We start from the raw sequence: 18,967 nt of genomic DNA on the forward strand, positions 1-18,967 counted from the left end.
TCGCGACGCTGCTCGGCCAGCCGCGCTTCGAGAACGAGATCGCGATGCGCACCAGCATCCCCGGCGTCGCCACCGGCCTCGCCTGGACCCAGGTCGGCGGCGACATCCTGTTCATCGAGGCCTCTCGCACGCCGGGCCGCGGCACGCTGATCCTCACCGGCCAGCTCGGCGAAGTCATGCGCGAGAGCGCGCAGGCGGCGCTGACGCTGGTGAAGAGCCGCGCCTCGCAGCTCGGCATCGATCCTTCGATCTTCGAGAAGAACGACATCCACGTCCACGTGCCGGCGGGCGCGACCCCGAAGGACGGGCCCAGCGCGGGGGTCGCGATGTTCACCGCGCTCACCTCGCTGCTGACCGACCGCACCGTGCGCAGCGACACCGCGATGACCGGCGAGATCTCGCTGCGCGGCCTGGTGCTGCCGGTCGGCGGCATCAAGGAGAAGGTGGTCGCCGCCGCCGCGGCCGGCCTCACCCGCGTGATGCTGCCGGCGCGCAATAGGCGCGACTTCGACGATATCCCGGCGAGCGCCCGCGAGAAGCTCGAGTTCATCTGGCTCGAACGCGTCGACGAGGCGATATCGGCGGCGCTGGAAGCCGCCAAGACCACGCCCGCGGCGGCTGAGTAATCGCGGACTGCGGTGACCGACATCCCCGCGCAAGGGCTTCTCCCTTGCGCGGTTGCGCCGCGTCAATTGCGCCGCTCCGCCTTACGAGACACCCCGTTTTCAAATAGGATGACCGCAACCAGCGCAAGAAGGACATGAGGAACGCGGCAGCGACCGCCCAAGGACACGGCCAAGGAAAATTGCCAGCCATGACAAAATCCCTTGAAATCGAAATTGCACCGGACGATCTCGAATTCCTGAGAACCCACAGCTATCTGCTTTGCATCGCCGCCACCGCGGCTGACGGAAATGGCGTCGTGGTCCGGCGGTGCCTCGACCGTTACCTCGCAAACAATCGCGTTGATGGTCCCGATGTCTTCAGCCACGTGCCGCGCGACCGCCTTCGCGTCTGGTTCCAGCAGAACATCGCCGCCGGCGCGACGCTGCACCAGGAGATGCTGGCGAACGGCCCGAATGCGATCGAGGCCGATCTCACCGCTTCGGAAACGGCCTCGCTACGCTACGAGAATGGCATGTGGTCGGCGATCGCCGGCTGACTGGAGGGGCGCTCGACAACGAGGCCTGCGCTTTAGGATGGCGGTGATGGAATTATGGCATCGTCCTGGCGAAAGCCAGGACCGATAACCACCGAATTTGGTTGAGAGCGGGATACCGGCCCCAGCGGCGCGCAACAACGAGCGGCTGGGGTAATGGGTCCTGGCCTTCGCCAGGACGACTCCGAGGGTGGTGCCGCTTGTGAGCGATGCGTTCGCATCGCCTCAGGTCTTGGTCATGCACTCCTCGATGTAGAACCAGCGGTCGTCGCCGGTGAGGCCCTTCGCCTTCACGTCCTTGCGGCACGCCTTCAGCTTGGGCTTGTTGGTCTTCCACTGCGCCCGCATCGCCTTCAGCTTCTCCATCGTCAGCTTCATCTTCGACGGCTTGGCGGCGGTGGCGGCGGGCGCGGGCGTTGCAGGTGCCGCGGTCTGGGCCGAGGCGGCATGAAGACCGAAGGCGAGCAGCGCCGCGGCAAGACAAGTCCGGGTAACAAACATTAAAACCCCCAATTCATTCTTGTTCGTTCAAAGAAAAGCAAATGCCGCAGGATGCCCGACATCGGCACCCTGCGGCGATCATGCACGACGGTCAGAGAATTTTGACCGCGCTGAGCAGCGTCATGTAGATGCCCCACGCCAGCGGGATGCCGACGAACAGCCAGAACAGCGCCGCCTTGCCATCCAGGCTGCCCTTGCCGATGCCGAACGATCCGCTCGGTCCGGCGCCTGCGGTCGCGGTGGCCTCCTGCAGCTTGGCCATCTCGGCATCGCTCATGTGCCACTTCGGATTGACCGGCTTGATCAGGTAATTGCAGATGAAGCCGGCGATCAGCATGGCGCAGAGGATGTACATCGTCGTGTTGTAGAGCTGGTCGCGCGGCACGCCGGCGGCAAGCTGGAATTCACGGATGTAGTTCACCACCACGGGGCCGATGATGCCGGCGGTCGACCACGCCGTGAGCAGCCGGCCGTGGATGGCGCCGACGAACTGGGTGCCGAACATGTCGGCGAGATAGGCCGGCACGGTGGCGAAACCGCCGCCATACATCGACAGGATGATGCCGAAGCCGAGCACGAACAAGAGCTTCGAGCCCATCGCGGCGAAGGTCGGCGCCAGCGCGTAGAGCACGATGCCGAGCACGAAGAACGTGTAGTAGGTGTTCTTGCGGCCGATCTTGTCCGACAGCGAAGCCCAGAAGAAGCGGCCGCCGATGTTGAACAGCGACAACAGGCCGGCGAAGCCGGCCGCGATCGCCGCGATCTGCGCCTTCTGCGAGGCGTCGAGCGCGTTGAAGCCGACATTGGGCAGCCCGATCAGCTTGCCGGCGAATATCTCCTGCAGCATCGGCGAGGCCATGCCGATCACGCCGATGCCCGCCGACACGTTGAGGCACAGCACCCACCAGATCAGCCAGAACTGCGGCGTCTTGTGCGCGTTGTCGAGGTGGACGTTCTTGCTCGAGATCATCGCATTGGCCTTGGCCGGCGGCGTCCAGCCCTCCGGCTTCCAGCCGGTCGGCGGGATGCGATAGCGGAACGCGCCGATCATCATGAACACGAGATAGATCGCGCCCATGGTGAGGAAGGTCTCCCAGACGCCGACCGAGGTCGGGGTCTTGTAATAGGTCATCAGTTTGTCGGCCAGCGGCGCGCCGATCATGGCGCCGCCGCCGAAGCCCATGATGGCCATGCCGGTCGCCATGCCGCGGCGGTCGGGAAACCATTTCACCAGCGTCGACACCGGCGAGATGTAGCCGAGGCCGAGCCCGATGCCGCCGATCACGCCGGAGCCGAGCCACATCAGCCACAATTGATGCGTCATGATGCCGATCGCGCCGAGCACGAGACCGCCGCACCAGCACAGAGCGGCGACGAAGCCGGCCTTGCGCGGCCCAACCCGCTCGAGCCAGCCGCCCCACACCGCGGCGGAGACGCCGAGCACGACGAAGAACAGCGTGTACATCCAGCCGAGGCTCGCGACCTTCCAGTCGCAGGTGGTCGTGAACAATTCCTGGACCAGCGAGATGTCCGGACAGGCCTTCGGCGCGGAGAGGCCGATCGCGCGCGACAGCGGCAGCCAGAACACCGAGAAGCCATAGGCCATGCCGATGCACAGATGGATGCAGAGCGCAGCCGGCGGCACCAGCCAGCGGTTGAACCCGGCTGTCGCGATCGTCCGTTCCTTGTCGAGGAAACCCGCACCTGCTCCGGCGATACTTCCGGCGCTCACTGTCGTCATTGAAACCTCCCCTGCAGCCGCCATTACGACAGGCGAATCTGCTGTCTTCGATCCCGCTTCAGCCCCTCTGCGGCACAGCTTGCATCCGCTGGTCCACAAAACTCCCCGCATGCGCCGGGACCACCACACGCATTGTCGGAATTCTAACCCCCGACGCGACCGGATATGCCGATCACGCGGCGCTCATTTGGTTGTAGGCTCCCCATAGCCCCGACGCGCCTTCACCCGGGCGCGATTCCACCTCCACAGCGTCGGGGACATTATCAATTCGCGCAGAAGCGGGAATAGGTGTCGATAGGCAAAAGGTCGATATTCAAAGCCGTCACGAGCTGCGCGGCGATGCAGCATTTGTATTGTCTATCGTCCCATTTGTCTTCTCGATCAGGAAGACGATGCGGACGTCGCTGCGCTCGGTGATCTCGACCTTGTCGCCGGTCTCCCGAATGAGGTTCGGGATATCAATCACCGACAGCGGATCGGTGCAATGCACCTCAAGGAAATCGCCTGCCGTCACGCTCTTCAGCGCCTTGCGCGTCTTCAGCGCGGGCAGCGGACATTTCAGGCCGGTGAGATCGAGCTTTGTGGTGGTCATGACGCGACCATGGCGAAGCTGCCGCCCATCGTCAACGGAGACCGCGCATTGATGCGAACCTTGCCCATGTCAGTGATCGGCGGAAGCCCCGGCCAGCACCTCGTCGACTGGGATTGCGGAGCGCAGCATCAAAGCGGCGACGTCATCGATCCTGTCGAGATGGACCACCGGCAGCGCGGTCTCGACCGCCACGTCGCTCGCGATCCCGACCACGCGCCTGTCGTCGGCAAACAGCAACGGCTTGCCGTTGGCGGCGCGGTACACCTCGATCTTGTTGATCGGCTCGCGCTTGAAACCTTCGACCACGACGAGGTCAACCCGCGCCATCTTGGCGAGCAGTTCCGGCAAATGCGGTTCGCCGGCACCGCGCAGCTCGTGCATCAGCGCCCAGCGCCGGGCCGAGGACACCAGCACCTCGGTCGCGCCGGACTGCCGGTGCACCCAGGAATCCTTGCCGGGCCGGTCGACATCGAATTCGTGATGGGCGTGCTTGATCACCGACACGCGCAGGCCGCGCTCGAGCAGATGCGGGATCACCCGCGACAGCAGGGTGGTCTTGCCGGCGCCGCTCCACCCCGCAAGGCCAATCACTCTCATTCGATCCATCGCCACGTGCAAATCCGTTGGGCCCGCTCGTCGGTGCGAAGCGGAAAGATTCAAGCCCGGTTCCAGCCATCCTTATATCGGCGAGCAGGGCTTGTCATGCCAGCCCGGCCGGCGCCAGCACGAAGGGCACCCGTGGTCCCCCGCTTCTTCATAGTACGTAAGGAGAGCACACCGGTCGGGCTCTCTTCCCCTTGCAGGCAGGGCGATCGCATGTGAGGCGCGTAAGCTTATCAGCTGGTTCACTTCGCCTCTCCCGCTTGCGGGGGAGGCCGACGCGCATCGTGAGATGCGTGGCGGGTGGGGCTGTATCCACGGTGGGATTCTCTATGCCGGCCTGAACCCCGCCGCGGTCAAAGCGGCGCGGCCTTCGGCCGACGCCAGCGCGTCGAGAAAGGTCTGCACTGCCGGCCGCTGCTTGCGCGCCGTCACCAGCGCAAAATCATAATGCTCTTCGGCAAGCGGAATGAAACCGAGCCCGGACGCATGGGCGACCGGCGCGATGGTCATGCCCCAATCGGCGCGATGCTGCGCCACCGCGGCCGCGACCGCGTTGTGCGAGCGCGGCTGATTCCAGTAGCCGTCCGGCCGGCGACCTGCGAGCAGCCGATCGATCAGGATGCGCGTGCCGGCACCCTGGTTGCGGTTGACCATGATGCAGGCGGGATCGGCCAGTGCAGCGCGCACCGCCTCCTCCGCGCTCAGGCCGGCGAAGCGCGGATCGTCGTTGCGGAACACGATGCCCTGCATGCGGCGCCAGCCCGGCACCAGTTCGAGACCCTCGCTCAGATACGGCGTGTTGTAGGTCTCGGTCTTGTCATCGAACAGATGGATCGGGGCGAGATCGCATTCGCCGCGCTTGGCCGCGGCGAGCCCGCCGAGGCTGCCGACCGCGATCGACCGCACCACGAGGCCGGCCCGCGCCAGCGGCGCGGTGACCAGATCAAGCCCGGTGCAATGGCTGCCGACGATGACGAGATCGGGCACCCGCACATGCGGCGTGAACAAGGTCACGTCGGTCTCGCTGCCCGCCGGCATCTGGTCGGCGAGCGCGTCGATCTTCAAAAAACCGTCGGCCTGCGCGAACGAGGTGATCGCGCCGGATCCCTTGCCGCTGGGATAGGCGATCAGCCCCTCGCTGCCTTCGACCAGCGACACCATCACGAACTCGGTGCGGCCGAGTTCGGAAGCGATGCGCACCGGCACCTTCGCCGTCACCCTGGCATCTGCGCGCGGCGGCAACCCGGCCATGCGGCGCAGCACCGGCACGATCATGTCGTGGAAGGTGAACATCGCCGAGGTCGGAAAGCCCGGCAGGATGATCACCGGCTTGCCGTCGCAGACCGCAAGGCACAGCGGCTTGCCCGGCTTCAGTGCGACGCCATGCGCGATGATGCCGGGCGCACCGAGCCGCGCGATGATCCGGTGCGAAACGTCGCCGGCACCCTTGGAAGTGCCGCCCGACAGCACCAGCATGTCGCTGTCGGCCAGCGCCCTGCGCATCGCGGCTTCGAGCGCGGCCTCGTCGTCGGCAATCGCGCCGAGGAAATGCGCATCACCGCCGTTCTCGGCGATCGCCGCGCTGACGATCGCGCCGTTGGTGTCGTAGATCGCGGCCGGCCGCAGCGTCTCGCCGGGCTGCACCAGTTCGTCACCGGTCGAGAGGATCGCAACCCGCGGCCGGCGTGCAGCCAAAACCTCGGCGATGCCGCAGGCCGCGAGCATGCCGATCTCGCGCGAGCCGATCACGGTGCCGGCGCGCAGCAGCGCCTCGCCGCGCGCGATGTCGGAGCCGGCATAGGACACGAACTGCCCGGGCGATGCCGCGCGGCGCACCTCGATCGCGCGGTTGCCGGCGGGCTGGGTGTGCTCGACCATCACGATGGCGTCGGCGCCGCGCGGCACCGGACCGCCGGTCGCGATCGACGTCGCAGTGCCGGAGAGCACCGGCCGCGTCGGCGCGGTGCCACAGGCGATGGTCTCGTCGTTGAGCATCAGTTGCACCGGCGCACCTTCGCCGGCGCCTGCAAGATCGGCGGAGCGTACCGCAAAGCCGTCGACATTGGAGCGGTCGAACGGCGGCACGTCGATCGGCGCCACCACGTCCGCCGCCAGCGCGCAGCCGAGCGCGTCGGCAAGCAGCCGCGTCTGCGAAGGCACGTCGCGCGGGAACAGCGCGGCTTCGAAGCGCGCCAGCGCCTCCTCGCGCGACAGGACGGTCAGGAACTGGTCCTGATCGAGGGATGGATCATGTTTCGGCGTCGGCATGCTCATCTCGGGAACTCACTCCCGCAACATATAGGCATCGACGACCGTGCCCGCAGCAAAACCTTCCGTAGATCCGGGCACGATCAGGAGGGCTTCGGCGCGCGCGATCGCATCGAGCGACAGCTCCCCGAGCGCGAGCGTCGCCCAGGACGCATGTTGATGCATCAGCAGCGCGACCTCGGCAATGCCGACACTGGAAGCGATCTTGCGCGCCAGCGGCAATGCGCGCGTCTGGCGCGGCTGTCGATCCGTGAGGCGATCGAGCATGGGAAGCCCGAGCGCCCACCATACCGCGAAAGCCTGATCCGGAGCGCCCGGCAAGGCGATGACCGGCGTCTCGCCGATCCGGCCGAGCGCCGCGGTGCGCCCCGGCTGCAGGGCAATGCCGTGCGCGATCACCTCGCCGCGCGCGGACAGCGCCGCCACCGCCGCGTCGTTGCGGCCGACGCCGCTGCCGCCGATCGTGAGAAGCAGGTCGGCGCTGGCGTCGAGTGCCGCAACGATCGCCGCCGCATCGCGCCCGGGCGCCTCGCTGCGGGTGACATCGGCGCCGGCCGAGCGTGCGACATCAGCGATGAACGTTGCGGTCGCCTCACCGCCGGGAAGATTGACGATGCGAAGCCGCGGCCGGCGCACGAGCAGCGCCGCAACTCCGGCACCGCGCGCGAGCAGCAGGTCGCGCGGCTGCACTGGCCGCCCTGCGTCCGTCACCGCGCGCCCTTCGGCAATCTCGTTGCCGGCACGCCGCACGCCCTGCCCCGGGATCACCTCGGCCAACACCTGCACGATCGGACCGGAGGTGTCGACCATGTCGGCATCGACCACGCAGTCAGTGCCGGCGGGCATCGCGCTGCCTGCATCGACCCAGGTCGGGGCCTCCGTCAGCGGCAGCGGCGCATAGAACGACGCCCCGACCAGATCGTTGGCGCGCATCGCCCAGCCGTCAGCGGCGGCAACGTCATGCGGCGGGTGGGCGCGCAAGGGCGGCATCTCCGCGGCGATGCAGTGCAGGGCATCGGCCAGCGGCAATGTGACCGGCGCCACAGGGGCGACGCCGCGCAGCACGGCGGCCAGGGCCGTATCGAGCGGGGTGAGCGAAGCCGGCAGGCGCTGGGACGTGATCATGGCCCGCTATGGACTGAATCGGCCCGAAATGAAACCGGCTTGGGCCGATCCATGACGCCGCAATTAGACCGAAGGCGCGTTGACGCGGACCCCGAAATGGTTGCAAAAGAAACCAATATGGCCGGGCTTCGACGACCGGCACAAGCAATCAAGCAATAATGGCCAATGCGCCGATTCACGGGAGGGAGACAGAATGATCGCCACAAGACTGGCCGTGTTCGGGACGCTCGCGGCGGCGCTGCTGGCCGCCTCGGCCGCGAGCGCGCAGGTGTCCGACGATCTCGTCAAGATCGGCGTGCTCACCGACATGAACGGCCCGGCCTCGACGCCGACCGGACAGGGCTCGGTGACCGCCGCGCAGATGGCGGTCGACGATTTCGGCGGCAAGGTGCTGGGCAAGCCGATCAGCGTGATCGTCGGCGACCACCAGCTCAAGCCGGACATCGGCGCGAGTCTTGCGCGGCGCTGGTATGACGTCGATCAGGTCGACCTGATCGTCGACGTGCCGGTCTCCGCGGTCGGGCTCGCGGTGCAGAACATCGCCAACGAGAAGAAGAAGATGTTCATCACGCACTCGACCGGTGCGACCGATTTCCACGGAAAGTTCTGCTCGCCCTACACGATGCAGTGGGTGTTCGACACCCGGGCGCTCGCGGTCGGCACCGCGCAGGAGGTGGTGAAGCGCGGCGGGGACAGCTGGTTCTTCATCACCGACGACTACGCGTTCGGCCATTCCCTGGAGAAGGACGCCTCGGCCGTGGTGACCAAGAACGGCGGCAAGGTGCTCGGCGCGGTGCGGCCGCCGTTTGCGACGCCGGATTTGTCGTCCTTCATCCTGCAGGCGCAGGCCTCGAAGGCGAAGATCATCGGCATTGCCGGCGGGCCGCCGAACAACACCAACGAGATCAAGACGGCGGGCGAATTCGGCATCTTTGCCGGCGGGCAGCAGATGGCGGCGCTTTTGGCGCTGATTACCGACGTCCACGGCATTGGATTATCGGCCGCGCAGGGGCTGCTGCTGACGACCTCGTTCTACTGGGACATGGACGACAAGACCCGCGAATGGTCGAAGCGCTATTTCGCCAAGATGAACCGGATGCCGACGATGTGGCAGGCCGGCGTCTATTCCTCCGTGACGGCCTATCTCAACGCGATCAAGGAGGCCGGCACCGACGAACCGCTGAAGGTCGCGGCCAAGATGCGCGAGAAGCCCGTCGAGGATTTCTTCGCCCGCAACGGCAAGCTGCGCGAGGACAATCTGATGATCCACGACCTCTGGCTGGTTCAGGTCAAGACGCCCGCGGAATCGAAATATCCGTGGGACTATTACAAGATCCTGGCGAAGATTTCCGGCGAGGAAGCGTTCGGCCCGCCGGACCCGGCCTGCCCGCTGGTGAAAAAGTGACGTGAGCGAATGGCGAATAGCGAATGGTGAATAGCGGATGGCGATTGACGAACAAAAACGACTATTCGCCATTCACTACTCACCATTCGCTCTTCATTTCACCACCCCGATTTCGCGGAAATACTTCAGCACGCCGGGATGGATCAGATTGATGTCGGGCGCGGCGGCGACGGTGTTCGCCGCCGTGGTCTCGCAGGCCTGCGCGAGCCTGGCGCAGAACGCCGCCTCGGCCCCATGCAGCGTCTTCGCCAGCCGGTAGGCGAGGTCGTCGGGCAGGCTGTCGCGCACCAGGATGTAGCTCCAGGAGCCGACCGAGGCGATTGCCTCGGTCTGCTTCGGATAGCTGCCGGCCGGCACTGTCAGCGGCTTGAGGAAGGTGTGCTTGGCGCGGATGGTCGCGATCTCGTCGGCGCTCGGCGCGATGAAGCGCGCGCCGCTCGCGCTCTCGGCCAGCTTGGTGAAGCCCGGCCAGCCGATGCCCGCGCCCCACAGCGCCGCGGCGCGGCCGTCCTCGACCATCGCGGGGCCGTCACCGGCGCGGTCGAGATAGATCGACTTGAAGTCCTCGTCCTGCTTCAGGGAGATGCCGTCGAGGATATAGCGCGACAGGATCGGCAGGCCGGAGCCCTTGGCGCCGAACGCGACGGGCTGGCCGACCAGATCCCTGATGGTCCGGTAGGGACTGTCGGCACGGACCACGAACATGCCGGGGCTCGAATACATCGCGGTGAGGATCTTCAGCCTGGTCGCCTTCGGCCGGCCGATGCCCATGAAGGCCTCGTAGGACGGCTCGCCCGCCACCGTCGCGATGTCGACGGTGCCGGCCTCGAGCAGCGGGATGTTCTCGTTGGAGCCCTTGGTGTTGCGCGGCTCGATCGACAGCGTCGGATCGGCGGCGTTCATCACCTCGGCGAGAGCATTGCCATAGAGCGGAAAGCCGCCGCCCGGCGTCGCCGTGGCGAAACTGATCGGGGTCTTCGAAGCTGCGTTGGACATGGCCTTGCCCCCCTGTTGCGCTACCGCGTTGCCCGCCAGCAGCATCGCGCCGGCGCAAATCATAACAACGAATTTCATGGTCGGCCTCAAGTCGCATTGCAGGCAGGGCAGACCATCGTTGCACGGCCGGGGTCATAGGCAAAGCCGGCGTTTTGTGAAACCATGCAGATAAAGGTCAAAAGAAAATGACGGGAGAGACGATGATCCGCTTGGTGCGTACTGCATTGCTCGCTTTGATTTGCTGCTTTGCCTCTCTCGGCCCCTCCGCAGCATCCGACTATCCGAACCGCCCGGTGCGCTGGCTGATCGGCTTTGCCGCCGGCGGACCGGTCGACATCGTGGCGCGCATCATGGCGCAGTGGCTGTCGGACCATCTAGGCCAGCAATTCGTGGTCGAGAACCGCACCGGCTCCGGCGGCAACATCGCGGCGGCCGCCGCGATCAACTCGCCGGCCGACGGCTACACGCTGCTGTTCGTCGCGCCCAACAACGCGATCTCGACCTCGCTGTACAAGAAGCTGCCGTTCGACTTCCTGCGCGACACCGTGCCGGTTGCAAGCATCATGCAGCTGACCAACATGCTGGTGGTCTCCAACGCGATGCCGGTGAAGACCGTCAAGGAGTTCATCGACTACTGCAAGGCCAATCCGGGCAAGATCTCCTACGCCTCGTCCGGCAACGGCACCTCGGTGCACATGTCGGCCGAACTGTTCAAGGCGATGACCAAGTGCGAGATGCAGCACGTGCCGTACCGCGGCTCGGCGATCGCCTTCCCCGACATCATCTCCGACAAGGTGCAGCTGATCTTCGACAATCTGCCCTCGGCGCTGGAGCAGGCGCGCGGCGGCAATGTCCGCGCGCTCGGCGTCACCTCGCCGCAGCGCTGGCCGAGCGTGCCCGACGTGCCGGCGATCGCCGAGACCGTACCGGGCTTCGAGTCGGTCGGCTTCTACGGCATCTCGGCGCCGAAAGGCACCCCGCCGGAGGTGGTCGCGACCCTGAACAAGGCGGTCGGCGAAGCGCTGAAGGACCCCAAGCTGTTGGCCCGGCTGGCCGAGGTCGGCGGCATCCCGAAGCCGATGACCCCCGCCGAATTCGGCAAGCTGGTGGCCGACGAGACCGAGAAATGGCGCAAGGTGGTGGAGTTCGCCGGCGTCTCGGTGGACTGAGCTACGCCATTGCCGGAACGCGGCTCAGCCTGTAAACGGAGCCGGCACCGTTGCCGGCCGCCTCGCGCGGCCCGCAAGGCGGCGGGGCCTGTAGCTCAATGGTTAGAGCCGGCCGCTCATAACGGTCTGGTTGCAGGTTCGAGTCCTGCCGGGCCCACCAGCCTTCGCTCGCCAGGGGAGGGAAAGGTACTGTCACCCTGCACAGACGAAATGTCAGCGTGTGGCAAGAGTCTGAACCTGACTTGTTCGAGCGTCACGTTGTCGGGAATGGTGTACAAGAACTGTTTGGCGTCTCCGGTGCGATGCTGCCACTGCCCAGATAGAAGATTCAGTTTTTGCATGATTATTCGCACGGTCGGGGGCGCTAGCCCAGGATAGCCGACCCGTGCGGCGGCAGGGTGAGCTCGGTCCTTGTGCTTGCCCTGCGCACGGCCACCGATCCCGCGAGCCTGTCGACGGTAGTATCGATGGTGCGTACGACGGCTGCGTCGGCGAGGTTCAGAGCGACCGATAGCCGATTGCCTTCATCGAATGCCTCGACGACGAGGTCCGTGTTGTGAAGCCAGATCACTCGGGATTTCGCCCGAAACAGCCATGGATGCTTCCGGCGCAATCCGATCAGCTCCTGATGCAGCCGATAGACCGGCCAGCCGAACGGTGCCAGCTCTGCCGGCGCCGCCGGAAAGGCCGGACGGATCGCGTCGTCGCCGCCGGCCCGGCGCTCCTTGATGCCGCGGAACGCCTGTTCATCCCCGGCATAGATCGAGGGCGTGCCGCCACAGGTCATCAGGATCACCAGCGCATGCGCGATATGCCGTTCGTCCAGCAGCTGGCTCGCGATCCGCGTGACGTCGTGATTGCCGACAAACGTTTGCGGCACGAAGCGGTCGATCATCGCATTGTGGTGCCCGAGTGCCCATGCGAGCTCATGCAAGTTGCGATCGTTCAGGGCGCTCCAGATCGCCTTCCACAACTCGTATTGCGTGACCGCATCAACGCCGGTCTCGCCAACGAAGCCGGCATAGTCGCCGTGGATCATCTCACCGAAGATATGGGCGTCGGGATGCCGCGCGCGAACCGCAGGCAGGACACGCCGCCAGAACTGCCGCGGGACGGCATAGGCCGCATCGAGCCGCCAACCATCGGCACCGCGATCGAGCCAGTGATTCATCACGCGGATGACGTAGTCGGCGACCGCAGGCTCATCATGGTTGAGCGTCACGCGCTGGTGGTGGCCCTCGAAGGTTGCGCAGTCAGCAGCACGGCGATCGGCACCGACCGACGGCCTGGGACGCGCCGCAGCGGCTTTCGCCGCTTCATCCTAGAGCTGGACACCGCGGGTCAAGGCACCGTCCACCACGAGATTCGTTCCCGTGATGAAGCTCGCGGCGCGGCTCGCGAGAAACACGACGGCGTTGGCCATTTCCTGCGGCGTCCCCATTCGGCCGGTGGGATTGAGAGCCAGCGCAGTCTTGTAGAGCTCTGGATTGTTGTCCTTGATCGTATTCCAGACCCCGCCTTCGAAATAGGTGTTGCCCGGCGACACCGAGTTGGCGCGGATGCCCTTGTGCGCGAGCTGGTTGGCCAGGCCCTGCGTGTAGTGAATGATCGCCGCCTTGAACGTGCCATAGGGTCCGGCGGCAAAATCCACCTCGCGTCCCGAGACGCTGGAGATCGTGACGATGGCGCCCGCCTCGCTCTTCTCCAGATAGGGCATTGCCGCATTCACCAGGCGCACCGTTCCCATCATGTCGGTGGAAAATTCCTTTGCCCAGCTCTCATCGTCCTGCCCGATCGCCAGCGCACTCACATTCGCCACGACGACGTCGATCCCGCCCAGCTTGCCGGCCATATCAACGACCCAGGCCTTGAGCGCGGCGCCATCCGCCACGTCGACGGAGGCGCCGTACGCCGCGCCACCCCTGGCCTTGAGTGCGGCAACGGTGCTCTCGACGTCTGCCTGCTTGCGCGCACAGATGCCGAGATTTGCCCCCTCATCGGCAAAGGTTTCGGCGATCGCGCGGCCGATCCCCTTGGTGCTTCCGGTGACGAGAACCTTGGCGTCCTTGAGTCCCAGATCCATGGCCGGCTTCCTCCCATCGCTTTGCGCTAGCTTCACACGTTCAATAAGTGTTCGCAATCGTCCTGACCAATCCGCGATAGCTGTGCGGCATTCGCATCGAGACCAGATCCTTCCGTCGCACGACATTGGTCGGATAGGCGCTGTCGAGGTTGGTGGTGTCGACGAGTGCCGTCGCCAGGCCGGCGCCGCTTGAAACGATTGCCTCGCGGCGCGGGAATTCGAACGTATCGGGACCGAACACGCCGCTCAAACCAGAATAGCCGCGTTCGGGATCGAACACATTGGCGAACGCCAGGAACACGTTGTTCTCACCGGCACGGACGCGGAAGTGATGCCAATGATGCGGATCGGCACCGGTCGGAATCGGCTCCGGTTGCGTGACGGCCGTGCCCGCGTGCGGCGAACTGAAGCGGCCTTTCACCGCTGCCGGGCAGGCAATGATGTCGCAGCCGCGAAGCGCGAGCACCCTTGGCGCTTCGGGAAACGCCGCGTCGTGACCGATCAAGAGGCCGATGCGACCGACCGGCGTGTCGACCACGCTCCAATCGTCGCCGGCCGTGGCCCAGCTCCGCTCCTCTTCCGTCAAATGCGTCTTGCGATAGCGCGTGATCTGTCCATCCGGTGCAACCAGACAGGCACTGTTGTAAACAGCCTCGCCCGCACGCTCGGCCATTCCGCAGACGAGGTAAATCCGTAACTCCGTGGCGAGCGCAGCCAGACTGTCGGTGATCGAACCCGGTATCGGCTGCGCCGATCCGGCGGGATCGACGAGACCGCTGACCGCGAGCTCCGGGAACACGACGAGCCCGGCGCCGTCGGCGCGTGCCCGTCGCGCAAATGCTGCGATCTGTTGCAGATTTGCGGCAACGCTGTCGACCGGGCTGAACTGGGCAACGCTGACGCGCGAACGCGCCCCTTCAGGCCAGGGCTCGTGGCCGTAGAGACCGAAGAAATCCCGTGGATTCCAGCTGAAAGTGTCGGTGAGCAGTTCAGGATACAGCTCCGGCCGACGCTGGAGGAAGACAGGTTCGCCGAGGACCCGGCGCGCCCGTGCAAGATCGAGATCGATCTCGGCGAGGCTGAACCCGTCGCCCTTGTCGCGCACCGCAGTCACCTCGCCGTCGGGAGCGATGACGCAACTGCCGCCGCTGAACTGGACCGTGCGCTCAAGTCCCCAGCGGTTGCTCTCGATCACGTAGCAACCGTTCTCGAAGGCGCGGCTGATCCAGTACGGCGCCGGCGTTCGCTCGGCAAGCCAGTTGGAGATATGGCAGATCACGTCGGCGCCGCCGAGAGCCATCAGCCGCGCCGTCTCCACGAAATGGATGTCCATGCAGATCAGAAGCGCGATCCGCCCGATCCGGGTGTCGAACACCTGATTGTGCAGATCGCCGGGCGCAGCCCATTTCGGCTCGGAGATATAGGGGTGGGTCTTGCGGTGTCGTCCGACCACGCCTTCGGGGCCGATCAGCACGGCGCTGTTGAAATAGATGCCGTCCTCATCGACCTCGGGCATGCCGACCACGATGTAGCAATCGTGCTTCGCCGCGAGAGCGGCGAAGCGGTCGGTGGTCGGGCCCGGTATCGTTTCGACGAAAGGAGCGACTTCGGCACGGTCGAACCAGCAATATCCCGTCGTTCCCATTTCCGGCGTGACGATCAGCCTGGCGCCGGCCACCGCCGCCTGCTCGCAGAGTTCGAGCAGGCGCGCGATGTTGCGCGCCTTCTCGAACATCGTCGGCTCGAACTGGACTGTCGCGACCTTGTGGATGCTGGACATGATCCGGCCACCTCAGCCGAGATAGGATTTCTTGATCGAGGCACCGAGCGTATATTTCGGATCGACCATGTTGCCGAGACGGACCCGGCCGGCCTGGGTCAGCAGCATGTAGGCATCTATCTCGTCGAAGCCGTAATCCGCCGCCATCCAGCGGCAGAGCTCCCGATAGGCGATGCGCGCGGCATCCTCCATTGGCCGCGCCGAGCCGATGGTCATGATGAAATCGGCCGTCTCGAGCCGCGGCCAGGCGATAGTCCAGCCCTTGATCAGGTCGATCTGCACCGTGGTCACCGTCGGATGCTCGATGGCGACGCCGCAGAGTTCGCCGTCGCCCTGCGCCGCGTGACAGTCGCCGAGATAGAGCAGCGCGCCTTTGGTGTTGACCGGCAGATAGATGATGGCGCCGACGCCGACATCCGGCAGGTCCATGTTGCCGCCGTAGTAATCGGGGACCAGCGAGGAGATCGCCTCGATCTCCGGCGACGTGCCGATCGTGCCGATGAACGGCTCATAAGGCAGCGTGATCTTGTCGTTCCATTTGGTTCCGCTCGCGGCGTCGATCTCGAGTTTCTTCACCCGCTCCGGCAGCGCCGGATTGAGCAACGCGGTCTGGCCGGTGCTGACCAGGCCGCCGAAATCCGGCATGATCACCGTGGTGCCTCGGGGCTGCGGTCCCCGTGGCACGATGCTTTCGATATAGACCGCGAGCGTATCGCCCTTCTCCGCGCCGTTGACGTGGATCGGCCCGTTCTGCGGATTCAAGAACGGAAAGTTGAGAATCTTCGACGGGCTGTCGGTCTCATGCTTGATCGCGCCCTCGAATGCGTCATGGGTCTCGGCGGAGACGACCGCGCCGGGGTCGACCGTCAGCACCGGATTCACATAAGGCCCATAGACGTAGTGGTACTTGCCCTGCTCGGCTTCCGTGATCGCGTATCGCGGGCCGCGTTCGCCCTTGGCGACGCCTTTGCGCGCCATGATGGAATTGCTGTGCCAGGCCATTGCTGTTCTCCTTTGTTATGGGCGTAGCCGTTCAAACCGCGAGGTGTCGGCGCATCTCGGCCTCGTCGTCGAGCGCGGAGCGGTCGAGGCTGGCGACGATGCGTCCCTTGTCCATGACGTAGCAGCGCTGCGCCATGGCGCGGATCATGTCGAGATTCTGCTCGACCAGGATGATGGTCACGCCGGTCCTGCGGTTGAGCTCGACCATGTTGCGCGCGATGTCCTGGACGATATTGGGCTGGATCCCTTCCGAGGGTTCGTCGAGCAGGATGAGATTGGGATCGGCGATCAGGACGCGTCCGATCGCAAGTTGCTGCTGCTGGCCGCCGGACATCGTGCCGGCGCGCTGGTCCCAGCGCTCGGCCAGGATCGGAAAGGCCTCGACGATCTTGCGCCGGCCGGCCTCGGGAATTCCGCCACCCCTGATCGCGGCGCCGACTGCGACATTTTCGCCGACGGTCAGCCGCGGAAACACGTCGCGGCCCTGCGGCACGTAGCCCATGCCGAGCCGCGCACGCTTGTGCGCCGGCAGCGCCTCGACCGCCTCGCCGCGATAGACGATCGTTCCGCTCATGGCGGGGACGAGCCCGATCAGGCTCTTCATCAAGGTGGACTTGCCGACACCGTTGCGGCCGATCACCGCGACGATCTCGCCTTCGCGCACCTCGATCTCGAGGCCCTGGAGCACCGGCTTGCCGCCGTAACCGGCGCGCAAGCCGAGCGTCGAGAGGATGACTTCCTTGCGCATCGTATCAAGCATGCGCCTGTCCCAGATAGATGGCAGCCACGCGCTCGTCGGCCACGATCTGGTCGATCGAACCCTGGGCAAAGACCTGGCCAAGATGCAGTACCGTGACGCGGTGGGCGACCTGACGCACGAACGCCATGTCGTGCTCGATCGCCAGCACCGTCATGCCATCGGCATTGAGCCGCTGAACCATCTCGCCGGTCAGATGGGTTTCTTCCGGCGACATGCCGGCGGTCGGCTCGTCGAGCAGGAGAAGCCGCGGCTTCAGGCTGATCGCCATGCCGATCTCGAGCCACTGCTTCTGGCCATGGCTGAGATTTCCGGCGGTCTGGGCCTGCTCGGATTCCAGTCCGAGGAAGGCAAGCAGCCGATCGATCTCCATCTCGAGCTCCACCCCGCCGTGCCTGCTCTGCAGGGCGATCTCCAGGTTCTGGCGAACCGACAGCCCCTTGAACACGCCCGGCACCTGGAACTTGACCGAGAGGCCACGATGGATCCGCGCGAACGACTTCATCCTGGTGATGTTTTCGCCGGCGAAGAGGATATCGCCACTGCCCGGATGGTGCTCGCCGAGGATCAGGCGGAACAGCGTGCTCTTGCCGGCGCCATTCGGACCGATCAGGCAATGGATTTCGCCGGCCTCCAGCGTGAGGTCGACCGCATTGGTGACGTGCAGGCCGCCGAAATGCTTGTTCAGCTTGCGAAGCTCGAGCAGCGACATCAGGGCGCCTTCCGCGTGAAGCGGGCGGTCAGGCGCCCCAGCCAGTTCATCACGCCGAGCACCAGGCCGTTCGGGGCGATCAGGACGGTCAGCACCAAAAGCACGCCCATGAAGACCAGCGCATACTGGCTGCCATAGATCGTAAGCGCCTGGAACCCTGCGAGCACCACCAACGTGCCAACCACGGTGGACGTCAGATCGCTACGGCCGCCGACGGCGACCCAGATCAGCGGCAGCGCGGCTGCCGTCATGCCCATGCTCGACGGCGTGATGTACTGCCCCCACGCCGTGTAGAGCACGCCGGACAGGCCGGCGAGGGCGGCCCCGATCACGAAAGTGATGAGCTGATATTTGCGCACGTCGTAGCCCAGCATCTCCGCGCGTTCGGGGTTTTCACGGATCGCAACGATGACATTGCCGAACGACGAGTTCATCAGGATGCGCAGGCCGAGATAGACGAAAACCAAAAGACCGAGCACGAGATAGTAGAGACCGACATCCGCGAACAGCACGATCGGCTCGCCCGGCCAGGGGATGGTGAGCGGCGGCATCGCGCTCATGCCGTTGAAGCCGTTGAGTCGCGCGCTGCCGATGCGCCACTCGGGCCCCGCGGTCTGCGCCATGAAGCGCTCCAGCATCAGCGTCACGGCCAGCGTGACGATGCCGAGGAAAACGCCCGCGATGCGGCCGAAGAACATGAAATAGCCGAGCAGCACGGCGAACAGCGCGGCAATCGCCACCGCAGCGACCAGCGCGATCAGCGTGAACCCGTAGGCCGAACCGAAGTTGATGGTCAGGATGCCGTAGCCATAGCCGGCAATCCCGAAGAACGCGGTCTGACCGAACGAGAGCGAGCCACCATAGCCCCAGATCAAGCACAGGCTCAGCGCGATGAAGACCCAGACGAAGAAATAGACGGTGTTGCCGACCGTGTAGCCGTCGCTGAACTGGGGATAAGCCAGCGCGACTGCCAGCACGAGAGCGAACAGGCTCCAGAAGGCCGGGCCGCGACCGACGGTCTGTGGGCCTTCGAGGCGCCGAAACAACGACATGAAACCCGTCATGACGCCACCA

18 protein-coding genes and 1 tRNA gene are annotated in these 18,967 nt (G+C 65.5%); 5 read left to right on the forward strand and 14 right to left on the reverse strand.

All coding sequences use genetic code 11. The annotated features are described in order from the left end of the window. Both J6500_RS27750 and J6500_RS27755 read left to right on the forward strand, forming a co-directional pair. Positions 1-626: S16 family serine protease (locus J6500_RS27750; protein WP_283842956.1), on the forward strand; the 626-nt coding region annotated here is incomplete at its 5' end. Between the two features lie 188 nt (positions 627-814). Further along, positions 815-1,162: a hypothetical protein gene (locus J6500_RS27755; RefSeq protein WP_225715887.1), complete on the forward strand. Its 348-nt coding sequence runs from the start codon at positions 815-817 to the stop codon at positions 1,160-1,162. 222 nt (positions 1,163-1,384) lie between these two features. On the opposite strand, the gene J6500_RS27760 is transcribed toward J6500_RS27755, so the two are convergent. From J6500_RS27760 to J6500_RS27785, 6 genes are all read right to left on the reverse strand, one after another. Then, complete coding sequence (locus J6500_RS27760) at positions 1,385-1,660, reverse strand: hypothetical protein (protein ID WP_225715888.1); 276 nt, start codon at positions 1,658-1,660, stop codon at positions 1,385-1,387. Positions 1,661-1,751: 91 nt separating this feature from the next. Then, positions 1,752-3,401, reverse strand: a complete 1,650-nt coding sequence (locus tag J6500_RS27765) for an OFA family MFS transporter (RefSeq protein WP_225715889.1) — start codon at positions 3,399-3,401, stop codon at positions 1,752-1,754. A gap of 322 nt (positions 3,402-3,723) precedes the next feature. Next, positions 3,724-3,993 carry a sulfurtransferase TusA family protein gene (locus tag J6500_RS27770; RefSeq protein ID WP_225715890.1) on the reverse strand — a complete coding sequence of 90 codons (270 nt, stop codon included), beginning with the start codon at positions 3,991-3,993 and terminating at the stop codon, positions 3,724-3,726. Positions 3,994-4,062: 69 nt separating this feature from the next. After that, positions 4,063-4,590 carry a molybdopterin-guanine dinucleotide biosynthesis protein B gene (gene mobB, locus J6500_RS27775; RefSeq protein ID WP_225715891.1) on the reverse strand — a complete coding sequence of 176 codons (528 nt, stop codon included), beginning with the start codon at positions 4,588-4,590 and terminating at the stop codon, positions 4,063-4,065. A gap of 333 nt (positions 4,591-4,923) precedes the next feature. Then, positions 4,924-6,864 carry a molybdopterin biosynthesis protein gene (locus J6500_RS27780; RefSeq protein ID WP_376707869.1) on the reverse strand — a complete coding sequence of 647 codons (1,941 nt, stop codon included), beginning with the start codon at positions 6,862-6,864 and terminating at the stop codon, positions 4,924-4,926. Between the two features lie 15 nt (positions 6,865-6,879). Then, positions 6,880-7,989, reverse strand: a complete 1,110-nt coding sequence (locus J6500_RS27785; protein ID WP_225715893.1) for a molybdopterin-binding protein — start codon at positions 7,987-7,989, stop codon at positions 6,880-6,882. Positions 7,990-8,182: 193 nt separating this feature from the next. Between J6500_RS27785 and J6500_RS27790 the strand changes: the two genes are divergently transcribed. Next, the gene (locus J6500_RS27790; protein ID WP_225715894.1) at positions 8,183-9,394 is read left to right on the forward strand and encodes an ABC transporter substrate-binding protein; all 1,212 of its coding nucleotides are present in this window, start codon (positions 8,183-8,185) and stop codon (positions 9,392-9,394) included. A gap of 93 nt (positions 9,395-9,487) precedes the next feature. Here the strand turns inward: J6500_RS27790 and J6500_RS27795 are convergent, their stop codons facing one another. Continuing rightward, complete coding sequence (locus J6500_RS27795; RefSeq protein WP_225715895.1) at positions 9,488-10,468, reverse strand: TAXI family TRAP transporter solute-binding subunit; 981 nt, start codon at positions 10,466-10,468, stop codon at positions 9,488-9,490. A 122-nt stretch (positions 10,469-10,590) separates the two neighbouring features. Between J6500_RS27795 and J6500_RS27800 the strand changes: the two genes are divergently transcribed. Next, a complete protein-coding gene (locus tag J6500_RS27800; RefSeq protein WP_225715896.1) occupies positions 10,591-11,559 on the forward strand; it encodes a Bug family tripartite tricarboxylate transporter substrate binding protein in 969 nt (322 codons plus the stop codon). Positions 11,560-11,643: 84 nt separating this feature from the next. Beyond that, positions 11,644-11,719: transfer RNA gene (locus J6500_RS27805), tRNA-Ile, on the forward strand. Positions 11,720-11,923: 204 nt separating this feature from the next. Here J6500_RS27805 and J6500_RS32310 read toward each other — a convergent pair. The 7 genes from J6500_RS32310 to J6500_RS27840 all read right to left on the reverse strand — a co-directional run bounded on the left by J6500_RS32310 (position 11,924) and on the right by J6500_RS27840 (position 18,957). Continuing rightward, positions 11,924-12,781 (reverse strand): alpha-amylase family glycosyl hydrolase, encoded by an 858-nt coding sequence (locus J6500_RS32310; RefSeq protein ID WP_225715897.1) that lies wholly within the window; start codon positions 12,779-12,781, stop codon positions 11,924-11,926. Between the two features lie 99 nt (positions 12,782-12,880). Then, positions 12,881-13,642, reverse strand: coding sequence for an SDR family NAD(P)-dependent oxidoreductase (locus tag J6500_RS27815; protein ID WP_225715898.1), 762 nt, complete (start codon positions 13,640-13,642; stop codon positions 12,881-12,883). Between the two features lie 40 nt (positions 13,643-13,682). Continuing rightward, on the reverse strand, positions 13,683-15,422 hold the full coding sequence (locus J6500_RS27820; RefSeq protein WP_225715899.1) for a nitrilase-related carbon-nitrogen hydrolase: 1,740 nt from the start codon (positions 15,420-15,422) through the stop codon (positions 13,683-13,685). Between the two features lie 12 nt (positions 15,423-15,434). After that, a complete protein-coding gene (locus J6500_RS27825) occupies positions 15,435-16,424 on the reverse strand; it encodes an acetamidase/formamidase family protein (RefSeq protein WP_225715900.1) in 990 nt (329 codons plus the stop codon). 31 nt (positions 16,425-16,455) lie between these two features. Further along, entirely contained in the window at positions 16,456-17,172 is a 717-nt protein-coding gene (locus J6500_RS27830; protein ID WP_225715937.1) for an ABC transporter ATP-binding protein, read from the reverse strand. A 4-nt stretch (positions 17,173-17,176) separates the two neighbouring features. After that, positions 17,177-17,893, reverse strand: a complete 717-nt coding sequence (locus J6500_RS27835; RefSeq protein WP_225715901.1) for an ABC transporter ATP-binding protein — start codon at positions 17,891-17,893, stop codon at positions 17,177-17,179. Further along, positions 17,893-18,957, reverse strand: a complete 1,065-nt coding sequence (locus J6500_RS27840; protein WP_225715902.1) for a branched-chain amino acid ABC transporter permease — start codon at positions 18,955-18,957, stop codon at positions 17,893-17,895. Before J6500_RS27840 ends, J6500_RS27835 begins: the two co-directional genes overlap by 1 nt. Positions 18,958-18,967: the final 10 nt, after the last annotated feature.

Source organism: Bradyrhizobium semiaridum (assembly GCF_020329505.1).
Classification (GTDB): domain Bacteria; phylum Pseudomonadota; class Alphaproteobacteria; order Rhizobiales; family Xanthobacteraceae; genus Bradyrhizobium; species Bradyrhizobium semiaridum.